Origin of the sequence: Phytomonospora sp. NPDC050363 (assembly GCF_040655735.1) — a bacterium.
GTDB lineage: Bacteria > Actinomycetota > Actinomycetes > Mycobacteriales > Micromonosporaceae > Phytomonospora.
This window is the reverse complement of record NZ_JBFAKK010000004.1, coordinates 501,207-515,583: the sequence shown is the minus strand read 5'-3', so window position 1 is coordinate 515,583 and position 14,377 is coordinate 501,207. Positions and strand designations below refer to the sequence as shown.

Genomic DNA, 14,377 nt, shown 5'->3' with positions numbered 1-14,377 from the left:
TCGGTTGACGTGGGGGGAAACTATCGCCATCGGGGCAGAAGGTGTTTGCGACTTCTCGCGTGATCCGGGCCCTCGGTGGAAGGATCTCGCGCATGGACGCCATCGACCGCAAAATCCTTGCGCTGCTTCAGGAGAACGGCCGCCTCACCGTCACCGAACTGGCCTCGCGCGTGGGCTTGAGCGTCTCGCCGTGCCACCGCCGACTGCGCGAACTGGAGGCCGCCGGCACGATCGTCGGCTACCGCGCGATCGTCGACGCCGACGCACTCGGGTTGACGTTCCAGGCGCTCGTCTTCGTCACCATGCGCCAGGAGGACCGCGAGACGCTGCTGGGGTTCGAGGCCGCGGTCGCCGGCATCCCCGCCGTCGTCCAGGCTCAGCGCCTGTTCGGCGACCCCGACTACCTATTGCGCATCGTCACCGCCGACCTCGCCGCCTACCAGCGGCTCGAGGACGACGTCCTCTCCGCGCTCCCCGGTGTGCAGCGGCTCAACTCGACGCTGGTGATGAAGCACGTCGTCAACGACCGCCCGCTGCCGGCACCGGAGGCGTGAGGGCTCGGGTTCACGGGACAGCGAACCGGCGCCCGAGGGCGTAACGTGGCCGTCACCGAACCGAAGGAGTCGATCCCTTGCGCGCTTTGACTTTCACCGCGGCTCTCGCCCTGCTCGCCGCCGGCGCGGCCGCCGCGCCGGCTTCGGCGAGCCCCGTGCCTTCGGGCGCCGACGCCGTCTGTGACATCGAGACCTATCCGTCCGCCGGCACGGTCGCGCGCGGCGGGAGCGGCAGGACCGATGTGGACACGGTCCAGCCCGGGGTTCCCGAGGACGTGACCCTCGCCGTTTCCGGCGCGCCGGCGGGGGTCGTGGCGAAGACGGGGGACGAGCCGTTCCTGTGTGGACGGACGCGTTCGCTCGACATCGAGGTGGCCGCGTCGGCCGCGAAAGGTGTCTACGTCCTCACGCTGGTGGGGACGGTCGCCGGCGGGAGCGACACGACCACGTACACGCTGACCGTCGTCTGACGACGCCTCAGGCGCAGGAGCTGTCGGCCTTGGCGGGCGGCGGGGTCGCCGAGGGGCGTTCGCGGGGTCGCACCACTCCCGCCAGGAACACCATCGCGAGTCCGACCGCGGTGACGACGCCGAAGGAGACCCGCAGGGAGGAGAGGTCGGCGATGCCGCCGACGGCTCCGGGCGCGACGAGCGAGCCGGTGAAGGTCACGGTCATGACGCCCGCGACGCCGTGCGCGGGCACGGCGGCGGCGCGGCCACCGGCGGCCACGGCCAGTGGCACGATCACGGCCGTTCCGACGCCGATGAGGGCGAAGCCGCCGATGGCGACCGCCGGAACGGATGCCACGGTGACCAGCAGCGCGCCGAGCGCCGCCACCGAGGCGCCGATTCGGACCGTCGGTACCGGCCCGAGGCGGCGGACGGCGAAGTCGCCGAGGATCCGGACCGCCACCGAACCGGTCATGTAAACGGTGTAGCCGAACGCGGCGAGGGCGGCGGTGGCGCCGGTGATCTGCTCCAGGTAGATGCCCGACCAGTTCTGGGTGGTGCCCTCGATGAACGCCGAGCACAGTCCGATGAAGCCGATCACCAGAACGGCCCGGGTCGGCAGCGCGAAACGGGCGGGGGCGTCCTGGGCGCCGCGCCGTTCGAAATGGGGCACGAAACGGCAGCCGATGAGCGCGAGCGGGACGAGGACGGCCGACACGAGTGCGAAGTGGACGCGCACGTCGAGGCCTACGACGACGGCGAGAGCGCCGACGGCCGCGCCGGCCAGGTTGCCGACACTCCACATGCCGTGCAGGCCGGTCATGATCGAGCGTCCGACGGCCTCTTCGGTGAGGACCGCCGCGGCATTGGTGGTGACGGTCGCCGAGCCGGCCGCCGCTCCGAAGACGAACATGGCGGCGGCGAAGCTGTAGGCCTCGGGCATCAGCGCGGGGATCGGGAGCACCAGCGTCCAGGCCAGCACCGTCATCCGCAGGGCGTCGCGTTCACCGAAGCGGTGGATGAGGCGGCTGGTCAGGGTCATCGCGGTGAAGGCCCCGATCGCCTGCGCCATCAACGCCGCGCCAAGGGCGCCGCTGCCGAGGCCGAGTTCGGACTTGAGCGCCGGGAGGCGGGCGGCGAAGCTGCCCGTGACGGCGCCGTGGGCGGCGAAGATGACTGCTGTCGCGATGCGTGCGCGTCGGGGATCCATGGGCCGCCAAGCTTCAAGAGGATAGAAGATCAGCTATTTCTATCCGGTGTGCGGAAACTTGGACGCGCCCGGGGCGGGTCTAGGGTCTGTCCTGGTGATCTTGTGGGTGCGAGCCCGCCGCGGCCCCGCAGTGATCACCCGGACACGGCCTAGGTCAGGACGCGCGGTTCGAGGCGTTTCTCCGTCGCGGTCTCGCCGTCGCGGGTGACGATGTAGGCACCCTTGCCCGGGATCTCCGTGAGCGCCTCGACCAGCTCGGTGCCCCGGTAGAGCAGGCCGACGCCGTCGTCGGTGCAGTGGGTCTCGGGGAGCGTGCCGTCGGCGACGAGGCGGTGGACCAGGGGACGGCGGCCGGGGTCGCTGTCGTAGTGGACGCCGTTGCCGTACGGGAGGAAGCCGAGGGCGTCGGTGACCGGTCGCAGGGCCGGGCCGAAGGAGTCGGTGGTGCCGCCCTGGAACCAGCAGATCGAACCCGCGCTGACGCCGGTGAGGACCACGCCGGACCGCCAGGCGCGGCGCAGGATCGCGTCGAGGCCGTGGACCCGCCACACGGCGAGGAGGTTGGCGACCGAGCCGCCCATCACCCACACCACATCGTGGTCGAGCACGGCGGACTCGACGTCGTCGAGGTTCGGCATGGGGAAGAGCATCAGCGGTGTCAGGTCGTAGCCGGCCACCCGCGCCGCCTCGCCCGCCCGCGCCGCGAAGCCCTCGGAGTCGCCGATCGCGGTGCCGACGTACATGATCCGCGGCCGCCGTCCCCGCACCCCCGCGAGGTCGACCGCGTGGTGCACGAGCGGCCCGAAGGCGACGCGAGTGCGGTCACCGGCGCGCAGGCCGCCGGAGGTGGCGAGGATCGTGGGCTCGGTGGCGGTCATGGGGAGGGACGATATCAACGGCGGGGTGGGGGTGTGGATCTTCGGGTCATCGGGGTTCGGGGATCGGGAATGTTCTCGCCGCTCACCCCAAGGTCACCGGGTTGCTCAGCGCCGCCATGCGTCCGTCGGGGTGGCGGACCTCGACGCGGACGAAGCCGGTCTCCCCCGCCCCGACGCTCCACTCCACGACACCGCTCCCCGACGCCGGAAGCGCGGCATGGTGCGCCTTTCCCCGCTCGGTGTGGAAGCCGACGTTCCCCGACGGCACTCCGCCGACGGCCGCTCGCACCACGGCCTCCTCGCCGCGCGTCGGGAGGTGTTCGCCGATGTCGGCGGTGTGCTCGCCGGTGGACACGGTGAAGGCGAGTTCGACGGCGGTGGACTCGGCGATCCAGGTGCGGCCCGCGCGGATGGCGGCGAGGACGGCGCCGGCGCCCAGTTCCTCGGCGAACACGACGTTGTGAGGCATGCCCAGCTGGCCTTCGAGGTGGGTGTCGCTGTTGCCGACGGCGGGCCGCCACCGTCCGGCGTGGACACCGGCGGCCAGGCCGCGGCCCCATTCGGCGAGGGCGGCCTCGTTGTCGGCGCTCCAGGGCAGTTCGGCTCCCCAGGGCCCGTTCCATACTTCAACGGCGTCGAAGGCCTCGAAGGAGTACATGAACGTCCCCGACGGGTAGGGCGCGTGCGGGTGGGCGACGACGCACAGGCCCCCGACGGCGTGGACCTCGTCCACGTGCCCGTCGATCACGTCGTCCCGAACGCCGTAGTCCCCGTCGATCACCTGTCCCGGCCGCAGGCCGAGGGCGAGCCAGTGCCCGGTCTCGGTGGTGACCTCCTCGCCGAGGATCACCAGCAGGTCGTCCCCGGCGATCCCTCCCCAGGCGCCGTGCGTGCCGGCCGACCCGTGCTCGGTGATCGCGATGAAGTCCAGGCCGACGGCACGGGCCGCGGTCGCGAGCCGCGCGGGTGTCAGCTCGCCGCCCGACGACAGGAGGGAGTGGACGTGGCAGTCGCCCCGGTACCAGGCGCGGCCCCGGCCGGGCAACCGCGGTGGCGGAAAGTCCGTTTCGGGCATCCGCTCCCCTTCGCCGGAGTGATCGGTCGCCGCGGGCTATGGAGCCGCGGCCCGGTTTCCTCTACTCTCCCGGACATGTCGTTACCTCATGACAGCGCCCTCGGGCGCATCCCCGTCCCCGAGGGCGCCGACGCGCCCGCCCCCTCTATTCCCGTGACCCGGAGGCACGCGTTCGCGCTGGCCGCCGGAGCGGTCGCGGCCGTGGTCATCCCCGCCACCGCCGTCGCCTCCCCCGCGACCGCCTCCGACCCCGAGCCGGAGTGCGTCGCCGACCTCATGGGAGGTTCGTGATGGCCACGATCCCCTGGCTCGCCGACGTCCTCCGCCAGGCCGGTGTCCCCGTCGTGGAGGAGGGCGACTGGCGCAACCGCATGCGTCCCGGCTCCTTCGACCCCATCGGCGTGCTGTGGCACCACACCGCCGCCACTTCCAGCGCGAGCAACCCGGCACCCGCGCTGAACACCTGCATCAACGGGCGCTCCGACCTGCCCGGGCCGCTGTGCCAGGCGCTCGTCGACTACAACGGCGTCTTCCACATCATTTCCGCCGGCCGCTCCAACCACGCCGGCACCAGCCGCGGCAGCGGCCCGATCCCCGCCGGTGACGGCAACACGATGCTCATCGGCTGGGAGATCGACTACAACGGCGTCAGCCAGGAGATGACCGCCGCGCAGTACCGCAACTCCGTGAAGGCCACCGTCGCCGTCCTGCGCCGCCTCGGGCGCGGCTCGGCATACGTGCGGGGCCACCGCGAGACGAGCACGAGCGGCAAGATCGACCCGTCGTTCATCGACCTCGACCTGCTGAGGTCGGAGATCGCCGGGCTGCTCGGCGAGCCGCCGAGTTGGCCGGTGCTGCGCAAGGGCGCGACGGGAGAGAACGTCCGCACCCTCCAGTTCCTGCTCCGGCAGCACGGTTCGACGCTGACCGTCGACGGCGACTTCGGCACCATCACCGACACCGCGGTCCGCTCCTTCCAGAGCGCCAAGGGCCTCACCGTCGACGGTGTCGTGGGCGCGCAGTCCTGGCCGAAGCTGATCGTCACCGTCCGGCAGGGTTCGCAGGGTGAGGCCGTGAAGGCCCTCCAGCGACGCCTGTCGGTGGTGCACGGGTTCAGCCTGTCCGTGGACGGGAACTTCGCGACGGCGACGAACACCGCCGTCCGCTCCTTCCAGACGAACAAGGGCCTGGTCGTCGACGGCGTCGTCGGCCCGGCCACCTGGCTGGCACTCGTCGGCTGACATCGACAACGCACGACCCGGCGCCGCCCGTTCCCGCGGGCGGCGCCGGCATGTGCGGACCCGTGTGCGCGCCGGCCCCTAACCTGGCGGCACTGCGTCTTCATCGCCAAGGGCTGCCGTCCCCGGCGTGAAGCAGGCAGCACCACGGAAGGCCCCCACCGCGCAGTGGGGGCCTTCTCTCGTGCACGGCGGCCGCCCGGTGTGTCCTTGCGCCCACCCGATCCCGGCCGTATATTCACGGTACTTCTAGGTGGCACACTTGGACCATCTAGCGGACCACGTGAGGTGGACGAGATGGCGAGACTGCAACGCAGGACCCTCCTGAAAGGCACCGCGGCGGCGGCCCTGGGCGCCTCCTTAGCCCCTGAGACCGCGACGGCCGCCGACGCCCGGCCCGAGCGGTGCACCAACCCGGCCGGCGGGGACTTCCCCAAAGTCGGCGGCAACCTCGGCAACCAGAACTACAGCGCGCTGCGGCGGGTCGACCGCGACAACGTCCGGCGTCTCGGCGGGGCGTGGCTCAACCGCATCGAAGGCGGGATCACCACCGGCACCAACCAGAGCACGGCCGTGGCCGTCGACGGTGTCCTGTACATCGAGTCGGCCCTCGGCAACGTCTTCGCCGTCGACGGCAGGACCGGTGCCGCGAAGTGGAAGTACACCCAGACGCACGGCACCCTCACCCGCCGGGGCGTGGCCGTCGGCGACGGCAAGGTCTTCACCCACGGGCGCGGGAGCCGGCTGATCGCCCTCGACCAGGAGACCGGCGCGGTGGTCTGGGAGAAGCAGATCACCGGCTACGGCAACGCCGAGAAGGTCGCCGTCACCCACCACGACGGCATGCTCCTCGTCGGCACGCACGACGGCGACCGGGGCGCCGCGCTGGCCCTGGGCGCCGAGGACGGCGAGGTGCTCTGGCACTTCTGGGGCGCACCCGGCCCGGGCGAGTTCGGCAACGACACCTGGGAGGGCGACTCCTGGCAAACCGGGGGCGCGACTCCCTGGATGCACCCGGCGGTCGATCCGGAGCTCGGCCTCGTCTACTGGGCCTTCGGCAACGCGCGGGGCGCACGGTCCTCACAGGACGGTTCCGAGCGCGGCGGCCTCAACCTCTTCTCCAGCGCGATCGTCGCCCTTGACCTGCGCACCGGCGCCTACCGGTGGCACTTCCAGTCGATCCACCACGGCATCTGGGACATGGACAACACCATGGCGCCGGTACTGGCCGACGTTCGCATCCGCGACCGTACGCGCAAGATCGTGATCTACGGCAGCAAGTCGGGCATGTACTTCATCCTCGACCGCGAGAACGGCACGGCTCCCCTGGGCGTCGACGAGGTGCCCGTCCCGCAGGAGCCGCGGCAGAAGACCTGGCCGACGCAGCCCTTCCCCCGCCAGGGGGCCTGGACGGAGACCCGTGTGGTCGACCAGCCTCTCGGCACGTCCGTGCCGGGCGACCCGAACCGCGCGGTGCCCAACTATGTGCGGGGCTCGCTCTACGACCCGCACTGGGACGTGCCGGTGCTGAGCATTCCCGGCCACGGCGGCGGCGCCGACTGGAGCCACCAGTCGTTCAGTCACCGCACCGGCCTGGTGTACACGGGTTTCGGCTACGTCGCCGCGGCCCACTCGCTCACCGAGTCGAGCAACGGCCTGCGCCCGCCGGGCGAGTACCAGACCGGGGGCATCGTCGCGGTCGACCCGTCGACGAACCTGGTGCGGTGGAAGAAGCGCATGCCCTACTCGCTGGCGCACGGCAACGGAATCCTCACCACCGCCGGGGACCTGCTGCTCATCGGCCAGCCGGACGGGTACCTGCTCGCCCTCGACGCGGGCAACGGGCGAGAGCGGTGGCGTTTTCAGACCGGCGCGGCGATCAGCAGCAGCCCGATCAGCTACGAGATCGACGGCGAGCAGTACATCGCCGTCTACGCGGGCGGAACCGGCATCCCGTACGGGAACTCGGCGCCCCGGGGCGACTTCCTGTGGGCCTTCAAGCTCGGCGGGAAGGTCCCGCCCGCACCGGTTCCCGTGCCGCCGACGGTGCGCCGTCCGGTGTCCGGCGGACCGGTGGAGGGCGCGGTCGTGAACAACACGGTCGTCCTCGCGCGCACCTACGACGCCGCCACCGGCGAGGTCGGCGCGGTGGAGTCGACCGCCGTCAACGCGATGGCGCCGACGCACCTCCGGGTGCCGGTGGGCACCACCGTCACCTTCGTCAATCCCGCCGACAACGCGTACGTCCACGGCGCGACCCAGTTCTTCGAGGGTCTCTTCGACGTGCGCCTGCGCCCCGGCGAGTCCTGCACGCACACGTTCACGGCCGCGGGCGAGTACTTCTTCAACGACTGCCACAGCCCGCGCCCGACCGGCAAGGTCGAGGTCTACCAGGACACGGCCTAGGAAGGAGCTCGCAGTGCACCGACCCACGAGAAAGAACGTGCTGCTGACCCTCGCCACCGCCGTGACCACCGCCGTCGCGACACTGGCGGCCGCCTTCGCCGCGGGCGTGCCCTCGTCCGCGCAGGGCGAGCACGACGATGGAGGCGCGCGGCAGCTGGGCGATCCCGAGTACGGCGTCTGCCGAGGCACCGACCAGCGCTGTTACCACGACTGGGGCAACTTCGATCCCGCCGACGGTTTCAAGGTGCTGCTCTACACGCGCACCGCCGGGCCGCGGCACGGCAATCTCGGCCCGGCGCTCGCCGCGGGCCTCAATCCGCCCCTGACCGCCGCGAACGTGGTCCACAACGCCGTCGTGCGGCTGGGACTGGAGAACGGGTTCGCGGTCGACTACACCGAGGACCTGGAGCGGGTCTCCTCGCCCGCCAGGCTGTTCGGCTACAACGCGGTGATCTTCTTCAGCACCTCCCGCGACACGCTCGACGACGCCGCGCAGACCGCACTGCGGCAGTACATCCGCGGTGGCGGCGGCTTCGTCGGGGTCCACAACGCCTTCGGCACCGAGTACAACTGGCCCTGGTACGAGGGCCTGCTGGGCGGCGCGAACTACTACGACCACGGGCCGGCGCAGACCGCGACCGTGCGGACGCTGAGCCGCCGGGACGCCTCGACCCAGGGTCTTCCGGAGCGGTGGACCTTCACCGACGAGTGGTACAACCTGGTGCCCTTCCCGTCGAAGGTCCGCGTGCTGGCCGCGGTGGAGGAGTCGACGATGTCTGAGGGCGCGGCCGGTTCCATGGGGCATCCGGGGCACGGCGGCGACCACCCGGTCGCCTGGTGCCAGTACTACGACGGCGGGCGGGCCTTCTTGACCACCCTCGGCCACGACGCAGGGGCCTTCGCCACCGACGGGTCCTTCGCGGGCGCGGCGGAGTTCCAGCGCCTGCTCGTCGGCGGCATCCAGTCGAGCGCGGGCATGCGGCCGTTCTGCCGATAGCGCTTCGGGTGTGTGCCGGCCGCCGGCACACACCCGCGAGGCGTCAGCCGAGCGCGGTCAGGTGGTCGACGACCAGGTCGCCGAGCATTTTGCGGTAGTGCTCGCGCCGCGCGGGGTCGACGAGGTCGCGGCCGAAGATGGCGCGGAAGGTGTGCCGGTTGGCGACCCGGAAGAAGCAGAATCCGCTGATGAGCATGTGGACGTCGATCGCGTCGATGTCGTCGCGGAAGATCCCCTGTTCCCTGCCCCGCGCCAGGATCTCGTCGAGCAGCAGGATGGCGGGCGTGTTGACGCGAACCAGGCCGGTCATCTCGGCGACGTGCTCGGCGTTGTGGATGTTCTCGGTGCTGACCAGGCGCACGAAGTCGGGGTTGGCCTCGTGGTGGTCGAAGGTGACCTCGGCGATGCGGCGGATCGCGGTGAGCGGGTCGAGGTGGCCGACGCTGACGGTCTGCTCGGCGGCGCGGATGCGCGCGTAGGCGCGTTCGAGGACCTCCATGTAGAGCTGCTTCTTGCCGCCGAAGTAGTAGTAGATCATCCGCTTGGTGGTCCGGGTGCGGGCGGCGATCTCGTCGACGCGCGCGCCGTCGAAACCGCGCTCGGCGAACTCGGCGGCGGCCGTGTCGAGGATGTCGGCGCGGGTCCGGTCGCGGTCCCGCCTGCGCTCCTCGCCGGCCGGGGGGACCGGCGCGGTCATGCGGTCCTCCTTGGACGGTGGTGCTCGATCGCCGACCGAGTCTCCCACAAGTATTGACATCGCTCGATTCCGAGAGCATAACTAACGTACCAGTTCGTACATTGGACGGGAGATGCGATGAGCGCTGAGCAAGGACGCTACGTCGTGGGGCTCGTCGGCGCCGGTATCGGCTCCTCACTGAGTCCCGCACTCCACGAGCACGAGGCCCGCCACTTAGGCCTGCGCTACATCTACCAGCTCATCGACATCACCGACCTCGGCCTCGGCGCCGACGACGTCGGCTCCCTCGTCGCCTCGGCGCACCACCTGGGCTTCCGCGGCCTCAACATCACCCACCCCTGCAAGCAGCTCGTGGTCGGGCACCTCGACGAACTCTCCGACGACGCCGCGGCCATCGGCGCGGTCAACACCGTCGTGTTCACCGGCGGACGCAGTATCGGCCACAACACCGACGGGCTCGGATTCTCCGCGAGCTTCCACCGCAACATGCCCGGCGCCGCGATCGAGGACGTGGTGATCCTCGGCGTCGGCGGGGCGGGCGCCGCCGTCGCCCAGGCGATGCTGCGGGCGGGCGCCGGGCGGCTCACCCTGATCGACGCCGATCTGACCCGCGCCGAGCGCGTCGCCACGGCACTCACCGCCGAGGCCGGGGCAGGCCGGGAACCCGTGCGGGCCCGCCCTCTCGATGAACTCCCCGACCGCCTGCTCACCGCCGACGGGCTCGTCAACGCGACCCCCATCGGCATGACACCCCACCACGGGACCCCCGTGCGGCCCGAACTGCTCCGGCCGGACCTGTGGGTCGCCGACGTCGTCTACCGGCCGATCGAGACCGAGCTGCTGCGCGACGCCCGCCGCCGGGGCTGCCGCACCATGCACGGCGGCGGCATGGTCGCCTACCAGGCCGCCGAGGCCATGCGCCTGTTCACCGGACGCGCACCCGACCCCGAGCGGATGTACCGGCACCTGGCCGCCGCCATCGGCGAGCGTCCCCCGGGAGGCGTCGATGCGTAGGTTCATCACCAGCCGCTCTCTCGGCGGTCCGCTCGAACAGAAGCTCGCCGCGGCGGCCCGCGCCGGCTTCGACGGCGTCGAGATCGTCGAGGCCGAACTCCTCGGCTGCGCCCTCTCCCCCACCGAGATCGCCGCCCGCGCGGCGGGCCACGGGCTGGCGATCGAGGCGTACCGGCCGTCGGTGCCGCCCGAGCTCACCGAGCGCCGCGTGCGGCACATCCTCGCGGTCATGACCGAACTCGGCGCGGGCGTCCTGACGGTCGCCGCGAGGGCGGATCCCGCGCTCGCCGAACGACTCCACCGGCTCGCCGGACCGGCCGCCGAGGCGGGCATCCGGGTCGCCGTCGAAGCCGACGCGCGCGCCCGGCACGACGCTCCGCGCGTCTGGCGGACCGTCGCCGACACCGGCCACCCCGGCCTCGGCGTATCCGTCGACGGCTTCCACATCCTCACCGGAGGTGCCGATCCGGCCGCAGGACCGCACCGAGTACTCCACCTGCCCGCCGAGCGGATCCTCGCCGTGAAGCTGGCCGACGCCCTGCCGGTGCACACCGACTCGCACGCCGCCGCCGGCTACCTCCGCCGCCTGCCCGGGGAGGGTGTGCTCGACCTGGCCGGTCTCCTCGGCCACGTCCTCGCGACCGGCTACCGGGGCGCGGTGACCTTGGACGTCCCCGGCGAGGCGGACCCCGACCCCGAACGCGCCGCGGCCAACGGGATGCGCGCGCTCATCGCGCTGGAGGACGATCTTCTGAGCAGGACCACCACCGCGACGGCACGTCCGCCCACCCAGGTCACCGAGCGGAGCGAACTCGCCCAGCCGGCCGCGCCGGCCGAGCCGTCGGGGGCGGCCTTCGTGGAGATCTCCGCCGGCCCGCTCGCCGAGCCCTCGGCCGAGAACCTGCTGCGCCGCTCCGGTTTCGTCCACGTCGCCGACCACCGCACCGAACCCGTCCGGATGTGGCGGCAGGGCGAGGCGCGCGTGCTGCTCAGACGTGTCGGCACGTCCGTGGGGCAGGACCTGTCGATCTCGGCGCTCGGGATCGCGGTCGGCGACCCGGAGCGATGCGCGACCCTGGCACGGCGGCTGCCGTCACCGGCCCTGCCCCGCTCGTCCGGTTCCGGCGATCCCGGACCCTTCGCCGCCGCGGCCCCCGGCGGCGTCGAGGTCCTCTTCTGCCAGTCCGGCGCCGATCCCAGCTGGCTCAAGGCTTTCGAGCCCCTGCCACCGGTGCCGCCCGACGGCAGCGCGAGCCTCACCCACATCGACCACGTCACGCTCTCCCGACCTCCGCACGCCTTGGACGAGGCGGCCCTGTTCTACCGGTCGGTCCTGGGCCTGCGCCCGCACGAACACGCCGAAGGCCTCGGCGTGTTCCGCCCGAACGGCCCCCGCGCCCTGAGCGCCGGCGGCATCCGGCTCGTACTGAGGGTGCCCGCGCCCACCGGCGGTCTACTGCCGGAGACGGCGCCCCTCCAGCACATCGCCTTCGGCTGCGACGACATCTTCACCGCCGCGGTCGCCATGCGCATCCGGGACCTGCCGATGCCGGCGATCCCGGACAACTACTACCGCGACCTGGCCGCGCGTTTCGACCTCGACGACGACGCGATCGAGGCGATGCGCTCCTTCGGCGTCCTCTACGACCGGGACGCGCACGGCGAGTTCTTCCACTTCCACACGGCGGTCCTCGGGCGCCGGATCTTCTTCGAGACGGTGCAGCGGGTGAACGGTTATGACGGGTACGGAGCCACCAACGCCGGTGTACGGGTGGCGGCGCAGCATCGCCGCATGGCGCTGGCGGACCTCAGCTGGTGAGCCGGGTCGGCTGGATGCCCGGCGGCATCGGCCCCTTGTTGCGGCGGCCCTGCCCGCTCTCCTCCCAGGCATGGGCGAGGATGCCGACACTGCGGCTGAGCACGAACAAGCCCCTGGCCAGCGGCGCCGCGAAGCCGAGTTCGGCGTAGACGACGGCCGTGGCGCCGTCGATGTTCATCGGGATCGGCCGCTTCCGGCCGCGATTGAGAGCGGTCTCGACGGCCACGGCGGCTTCGAGGAACCTGCCGGAGACCTCTTCGCGCGCGACCGCCTCGGCCACCAGGGACAGCAGGGGTTCCCGGCGCGGGTCGACGGGGTGGAAGCGGTGGCCGAAACCGGGCACGTAGCGCGAGTGGGTCCGCCAGGCGGCGAGCATCGCCGCCGTCGCCTCTTCCAGGCCGGACCCCTCGTCCTGGCGCCGGCAGATCTCTTCGAGCAGCTCCACGCACTGCTGCCCAGCGCCGCCGTGCACGTCGCCGAGCATGGACACACCGACCGCGACCGCGCCGTTGAGGTCCACCCCGCAGGTCACGGCCATGCGGGCGGCGGCGATCGAGGGCGCGTGCGGGCCGTGGTCGACTCCGGCGACCAGCGCCGCTTCGAGCAGCAGCTTCTCGTGGGGGCGCGGCGGGTCGCCGCGCAGCAGCAGCCAGATCATGTCGGCCAGTCCGACCGAGCCTATGAGGCCCTGGACGGGCCGCCCGCGCAGTTCGATGACACCGGGCTCGATGCGCGAGATCGCGGTGCCCCACCAGTCGGCGACGTCCCCGACGGTGGTGGGGCGCTCGGGCGCCGGTGTCATGGCTTCACGCTCGCGGCGGACGGACCGTCCGTGACGGCGCGCCAGCGGTCGATCAGCTCGCGCACCTCCCCGTTGTGCTGCCCGAGCAGCGGCGGCGGGCTCGGCGGATGCAGGGCGGCGCCGTCGACGAGCACGCCGTTGCCGGTGACGCGCAGCCGGCGGTCGGCGTCGTCGTCGGGGAAGGGCAGGTCGGCGAGGAACTCGCGGTGCGCCAGCTGCGGTGAGTCCAGCGCCCGCGGCACGGTCAGGATGCGCGCGGCGGGCACGCCGGCGGCCGAGAGCTCACGCTCCCACTCCTCCGCTGACCGGGTGCGCAGCGCGGCGTTGAGCTCGTCGTTGAGTTCCCGGCGGTGCGCCTTGCGCTCCTCGGGCCGGCTGAAACGCGGGTCGGCGAGCAGGTCGCCGCGGTCGAGGAGGGCGCAGAGGGTCTCGAACTGGGACTGCCGGTTGGCCGCGATGTTGAGCGGTTCGTCGGCGGTCTCGAAGGTGCCCGACGGGACGGCGGTGGCGTTTTGATCGCCCATGGGCTCCGGCGCGACGCCGGCGACGAGGTAGTTGGACACCGTCCAGCCCATCGCCGACATCGAGGCCTCGAGCATGGACACGTCGAGGTGGGCGCCTTCGCCGTGCCGTGCCCGCCCGGCGAGCGCGGCGGTGACGGCCATGGCGGCGGTGAGGCCGCCGACGGTGTCGCAGATGGGGAATCCGACGCGCAGGGGCGCGGTGTCGGGGGTGCCGGTGATGCTCATCATTCCCGACAGGCCCTGGATGACCTGGTCGTAGGCGGGCGCCTCGCTCATGGGCCCGGTCTGGCCGAAACCGCTGATGGCGCAGTAGACCAGGGCCGGGTTGAGCTCGCGCAGGCGAGCCGGTGGGAAGCCGAGGCGGGCGAGGACGCCGGCGCGGAAGTTCTCGACGAGGACGTCGGCGAGCGTGACGAGTTCGGCGAGGACGGCCTGTCCGGCGGGGTCCTTGAGATCGAGTTCGACCGACTTCTTGCCGGCGTTCTGGGCGAGGAAGGAGGTACCGAGGCCGGCGGCGTTGAGGCCGGCCTCGGGTCCGAGCCGTCTGGCCAGGTCGCCGCGCTCGGGCACCTCGATCTTGACGACCTCGGCACCGAGGAGCATGAGGTGGTAGGTGCAGTACGGTCCGGCGAGGACGTTGGTCAAGTCGAGTACGCGGATGCCGGTCAGCGGGCGGTCGTCCATTCCTCAACCTCTTCCTTGGATCGGTCGCGG

14 protein-coding genes are annotated in these 14,377 nt (G+C 72.1%); 8 read left to right on the top strand and 6 right to left on the bottom strand.

The window, feature by feature from the left end; all coding sequences use genetic code 11:
• Nucleotides 1-92: 92 nt before the first annotated feature.
• Together AB0I28_RS13795 and AB0I28_RS13790 are read left to right on the top strand one after the other, a co-directional pair.
• The gene (locus AB0I28_RS13795) at nt 93-554 is read left to right on the top strand and encodes an Lrp/AsnC family transcriptional regulator (RefSeq protein ID WP_357493024.1); all 462 of its coding nucleotides are present in this window, start codon (nt 93-95) and stop codon (nt 552-554) included.
• 77 nt (nt 555-631) lie between these two features.
• Nucleotides 632-1,024, top strand: coding sequence for a hypothetical protein (locus AB0I28_RS13790; RefSeq protein ID WP_357493022.1), 393 nt, complete (start codon nt 632-634; stop codon nt 1,022-1,024).
• Nucleotides 1,025-1,031: 7 nt separating this feature from the next.
• Here the strand turns inward: AB0I28_RS13790 and AB0I28_RS13785 are convergent, their stop codons facing one another.
• The 3 genes from AB0I28_RS13785 to AB0I28_RS13775 form a co-directional block, all read right to left on the bottom strand.
• Complete coding sequence (locus AB0I28_RS13785) at nt 1,032-2,213, bottom strand: MFS transporter (protein ID WP_357493020.1); 1,182 nt, start codon at nt 2,211-2,213, stop codon at nt 1,032-1,034.
• Nucleotides 2,214-2,362: 149 nt separating this feature from the next.
• On the bottom strand, nt 2,363-3,091 hold the full coding sequence (locus AB0I28_RS13780) for a peptidase E (protein ID WP_357493018.1): 729 nt from the start codon (nt 3,089-3,091) through the stop codon (nt 2,363-2,365).
• A gap of 82 nt (nt 3,092-3,173) precedes the next feature.
• Nucleotides 3,174-4,166, bottom strand: a complete 993-nt coding sequence (locus AB0I28_RS13775) for a CehA/McbA family metallohydrolase (protein WP_357493016.1) — start codon at nt 4,164-4,166, stop codon at nt 3,174-3,176.
• Between the two features lie 153 nt (nt 4,167-4,319).
• On the opposite strand from AB0I28_RS13775, the gene AB0I28_RS13770 reads away from it, so the two are divergent.
• The 4 genes from AB0I28_RS13770 to AB0I28_RS13755 all read left to right on the top strand — a co-directional run bounded on the left by AB0I28_RS13770 (nt 4,320) and on the right by AB0I28_RS13755 (nt 8,807).
• Nucleotides 4,320-4,457, top strand: a complete 138-nt coding sequence (locus AB0I28_RS13770) for a hypothetical protein (RefSeq protein ID WP_357493014.1) — start codon at nt 4,320-4,322, stop codon at nt 4,455-4,457.
• Entirely contained in the window at nt 4,457-5,407 is a 951-nt protein-coding gene (locus AB0I28_RS13765) for an N-acetylmuramoyl-L-alanine amidase (RefSeq protein ID WP_357493012.1), read from the top strand. Before AB0I28_RS13770 ends, AB0I28_RS13765 begins: the two co-directional genes overlap by 1 nt.
• Nucleotides 5,408-5,701: 294 nt before the next feature.
• Nucleotides 5,702-7,810, top strand: a complete 2,109-nt coding sequence (locus tag AB0I28_RS13760; RefSeq protein ID WP_357493010.1) for a PQQ-binding-like beta-propeller repeat protein — start codon at nt 5,702-5,704, stop codon at nt 7,808-7,810.
• A gap of 13 nt (nt 7,811-7,823) precedes the next feature.
• A complete protein-coding gene (locus AB0I28_RS13755; protein WP_357493008.1) occupies nt 7,824-8,807 on the top strand; it encodes a ThuA domain-containing protein in 984 nt (327 codons plus the stop codon).
• A gap of 43 nt (nt 8,808-8,850) precedes the next feature.
• Here AB0I28_RS13755 and AB0I28_RS13750 read toward each other — a convergent pair whose 3' ends face one another.
• On the bottom strand, nt 8,851-9,504 hold the full coding sequence (locus tag AB0I28_RS13750; RefSeq protein ID WP_357493006.1) for a TetR/AcrR family transcriptional regulator: 654 nt from the start codon (nt 9,502-9,504) through the stop codon (nt 8,851-8,853).
• A gap of 117 nt (nt 9,505-9,621) precedes the next feature.
• Between AB0I28_RS13750 and AB0I28_RS13745 the strand changes: the two genes are divergently transcribed.
• On the top strand, nt 9,622-10,518 hold the full coding sequence (locus AB0I28_RS13745) for a shikimate dehydrogenase (protein WP_357493004.1): 897 nt from the start codon (nt 9,622-9,624) through the stop codon (nt 10,516-10,518).
• Complete coding sequence (locus AB0I28_RS13740; RefSeq protein ID WP_357493002.1) at nt 10,511-12,337, top strand: TIM barrel protein; 1,827 nt, start codon at nt 10,511-10,513, stop codon at nt 12,335-12,337. Before AB0I28_RS13745 ends, AB0I28_RS13740 begins: the two co-directional genes overlap by 8 nt.
• Here AB0I28_RS13740 and AB0I28_RS13735 read toward each other — a convergent pair.
• Nucleotides 12,327-13,139 (bottom strand): citryl-CoA lyase, encoded by an 813-nt coding sequence (locus tag AB0I28_RS13735; protein WP_357493000.1) that lies wholly within the window; start codon nt 13,137-13,139, stop codon nt 12,327-12,329. The genes AB0I28_RS13740 and AB0I28_RS13735 overlap by 11 nt on opposite strands.
• The gene (locus tag AB0I28_RS13730) at nt 13,136-14,347 is read right to left on the bottom strand and encodes a CoA transferase (protein WP_357492998.1); all 1,212 of its coding nucleotides are present in this window, start codon (nt 14,345-14,347) and stop codon (nt 13,136-13,138) included. The genes AB0I28_RS13735 and AB0I28_RS13730 overlap by 4 nt, the downstream gene beginning before the upstream one ends.
• Between the last annotated feature and the right edge of the window lie 30 nt (nt 14,348-14,377).

Coding starts and splice junctions, on each gene's coding strand:
- AB0I28_RS13730 (WP_357492998.1), bottom strand. CDS start 14,347: ATGGACGACCGCCCGCTGACCGGCATCCGCGTACTCGACTTGACCAAC.
- AB0I28_RS13735 (WP_357493000.1), bottom strand. CDS start 13,139: ATGACACCGGCGCCCGAGCGCCCCACCACCGTCGGGGACGTCGCCGAC.
- AB0I28_RS13760 (WP_357493010.1), top strand. CDS start 5,702: ATGGCGAGACTGCAACGCAGGACCCTCCTGAAAGGCACCGCGGCGGCG.
- AB0I28_RS13740 (WP_357493002.1), top strand. CDS start 10,511: ATGCGTAGGTTCATCACCAGCCGCTCTCTCGGCGGTCCGCTCGAACAG.
- AB0I28_RS13785 (WP_357493020.1), bottom strand. CDS start 2,213: ATGGATCCCCGACGCGCACGCATCGCGACAGCAGTCATCTTCGCCGCC.
- AB0I28_RS13745 (WP_357493004.1), top strand. CDS start 9,622: ATGAGCGCTGAGCAAGGACGCTACGTCGTGGGGCTCGTCGGCGCCGGT.
- AB0I28_RS13750 (WP_357493006.1), bottom strand. CDS start 9,504: ATGACCGCGCCGGTCCCCCCGGCCGGCGAGGAGCGCAGGCGGGACCGC.
- AB0I28_RS13795 (WP_357493024.1), top strand. CDS start 93: ATGGACGCCATCGACCGCAAAATCCTTGCGCTGCTTCAGGAGAACGGC.
- AB0I28_RS13775 (WP_357493016.1), bottom strand. CDS start 4,166: ATGCCCGAAACGGACTTTCCGCCACCGCGGTTGCCCGGCCGGGGCCGC.
- AB0I28_RS13780 (WP_357493018.1), bottom strand. CDS start 3,091: ATGACCGCCACCGAGCCCACGATCCTCGCCACCTCCGGCGGCCTGCGC.
- AB0I28_RS13765 (WP_357493012.1), top strand. CDS start 4,457: ATGGCCACGATCCCCTGGCTCGCCGACGTCCTCCGCCAGGCCGGTGTC.